This is a genomic window from Planktothrix sp. FACHB-1355, from assembly GCF_014748295.1.
In the GTDB taxonomy this organism is placed as follows: Bacteria; Cyanobacteriota; Cyanobacteriia; order Cyanobacteriales; family Aerosakkonemataceae; genus Aerosakkonema; species Aerosakkonema funiforme_A.
The window spans coordinates 1-2,519 of record NZ_JACJUP010001044.1; the positions used below are offsets into that span (position 1 = coordinate 1).

1 protein-coding gene and 1 pseudogene are annotated in these 2,519 nt (G+C 43.5%); both read right to left on the reverse strand.

The genetic code is table 11. From position 1 onward, the window contains the following. The coding region (locus tag H6S82_RS28730; RefSeq protein WP_191057139.1) for an NB-ARC domain-containing protein at positions 1 to 2,120 on the reverse strand (2,120 nt) is incomplete at its 3' end. A 104-nt stretch (positions 2,121 to 2,224) separates the two neighbouring features. Next, positions 2,225 to 2,519: pseudogene (locus H6S82_RS28735) on the reverse strand (HNH endonuclease); the annotation flags it as partial.

Sequence of the window (2,519 nt, forward strand, 5' to 3'; positions counted from 1 at the left end):
AAATATTCGCCGCTTTCCACATCCCAAAGTTTAATTAAACCCTCACTGCCGCAAGCTAATATTTTTTCATCCGGACTGAAAGCAACAGATTGCACCCAACTTTTATGTCCTGCCAATGTTTTGAGACATTTACCGTTAGAAATATCCCACAATTTGACAGTATTATCTTCACCGCCGCTGGCAAGGATACCCGCCTCATTTTCCTGACCGCGAAGGGAGGTTGAACTGAAGGCAAGTGTCTGTACCCAACCTTTGTGTCCCTGCAAAGTTTGTACGGGTGTCGATCGCAATATTTCTGCTCCTTCGCTAATTCTCCACAAGCGAATTTCCCCATCGCTATCGCCTGTAGCTAAAAGTTTTCCATCTGTACTAAAAGCTACTGAAAAAATGTTTCTGAAGGTTTCGTTGAAAACGCATTTGGCGAAGTTGGCATTCTGGAAATTAACGTTATGCAGCTTGAGGTCTTGCAGGTAAGCTTGCCAAATCGCTAAATCGGAAAAATCGTAGCCGCTTAAATCTGTCTGGAGTTGACGCAAGATATTGAGAGTGTTTCCACCTGCATAACCTTGTTGAGATAAAGGTTGACTTTTCAGGTTGGCCAGGATTTGCATTAATCGATTTTCAATATTAGTTTTTGTCCCGAAATGGCAGAGTAGCTCGGCGATAATTGGGTTGACAATCAGGCGAATTTGTGTATCTCTTACATAGTCGAGAGATTCCGCTTTAATTAGTGCGAGACTGCGGAAAAGCCCTATCTCTTGAGTGGAAATCTCGTCGCAAATTTGCTCGATCGATCGAGCCGTGACATATTCCATTATCACCGGTTGCAAGGTGAAACGAGCCGCGCTTTTTTCCAGAAGATATCGCCTCCCCAAAGATTCCAGCGCTTCCAGTAATTTGGCCGATCGCACTGGCGATACGATATCCTCTCGCAATTGTGCCAGGGAAACAGGTTCGCGATCGATCGCCAGCCAATACATCACCTCTTTTTCTAAGGCAGACAGGCGATTGAAATGTCGGTCTAGCAAATCGCGAATATCGCCAAATATTATCGCATTTTGCGATAAAAAATCGGCGATATTGCCATCGAATAATTCTTGAATAGTTGTGGAAATTATCTTTAACGCTAGAGGGTTTCCCGCGTAGCGACCTATCAGTTCTTGCCATTCTTCTGCTGAAGCGCGAAAAAATCCTTTGGTTCTAAATATTTCTTGTCCGTCTGTAGGTTGCAAACCCGTTAATTGGAGCGATCGCACAGGCAATACCGCTCCTTCCAATGCAGCAATTTCTTTTGGTTTTTCTCGACTCGTCAGCAACAAACAACTTTGATGTTGCGTTTGTCCTATTTGTTTGAATAGTTCCCCATAATCTTCATATCCCTCTCGGTAATAACCCGCTCTTTCGCCATCAGATAAAATGGTTTCTACGTTATCTATTATTATCAGACAGCGTTGCGATCGCAGCAACTCACACAATTGCGATATTTTCTGTCCGATCTGCTTCGGTAAATCTATTTCTCGGTAATTTGATAAAAACTGAATTAAATTAGCGAGAATCTCTTCAATTGGTGGCGCATTGCGGAGACTGCGCCAAATTACACAATCGAATTCCTCTTGAATTTGTTGCGCTAATTTAACAGATAAAGCCGTTTTGCCAATTCCACCAATACCCAGCAGCGCCACTAAACGACAGTTTTCTTGTGTAATCCAATACTCCAACTTAGCAATTTCATCCGTGCGACCGTAGAAAATCGATACATCAACAGCCTCACCCCAATCAGTTCGATTTTGGATTTTTTCTCCTCTGTTCCCCCGCTCAAGAGCTCCCCCGCTCCCCCGCTCGTTAGAATCCGGTCTGATATAGTCTTGCGGTAGTAATTCTAAGTCAAAGGCGCGGAAAAAGCACTCCAATGTCTGCTTATCGACGCCTTCCTCGTGCGCCAATACCTTCGCAACGGTGAAAGGAGCGAGTTGAGTGCGATCGCTCAATTCCTCTAAAGTAAACTTATTGCCATCATTCTCCTCAATTTCCGCCTCTCGCCTCGCTTCGATCAGCTTTTTCAAGCCTGGGAAAGAGAGGACAACACCGCGTTTGCGTCTTTGCTTGTGCAGATCCATCATGGTTAACGTCCACCTTAAATGCGATAAGGGGGCGGACATTGAACCCGATAGGGTCAGTGTCCGGGGAATTGTCGCCAACTAACAAATTGAGCGATAGCGAATCATTATTGAGAGAATTCGTACTCATAGCCGTCTGCCTTGTGAATTGCTGTTAAATATTTCGGGTTAACATCAAAACATTTACCCTTAATAGAAAGTCGAAAACTTGGTCTAAATCTAATAGCAATTCTTCCCATATAATTGCCAGCAAACTTACCATTAGGAATGCAAGCTTTGACTAAATCGCCAGTTTGGAAACCTATAAAATACTTGCCTCTTTCGGCGTGAGAAATAGGGAATCCATGTTTGTTGGTATTACATATTTGTCTTGTTCCATGTCCTTTGGCTATCACCAAAAAT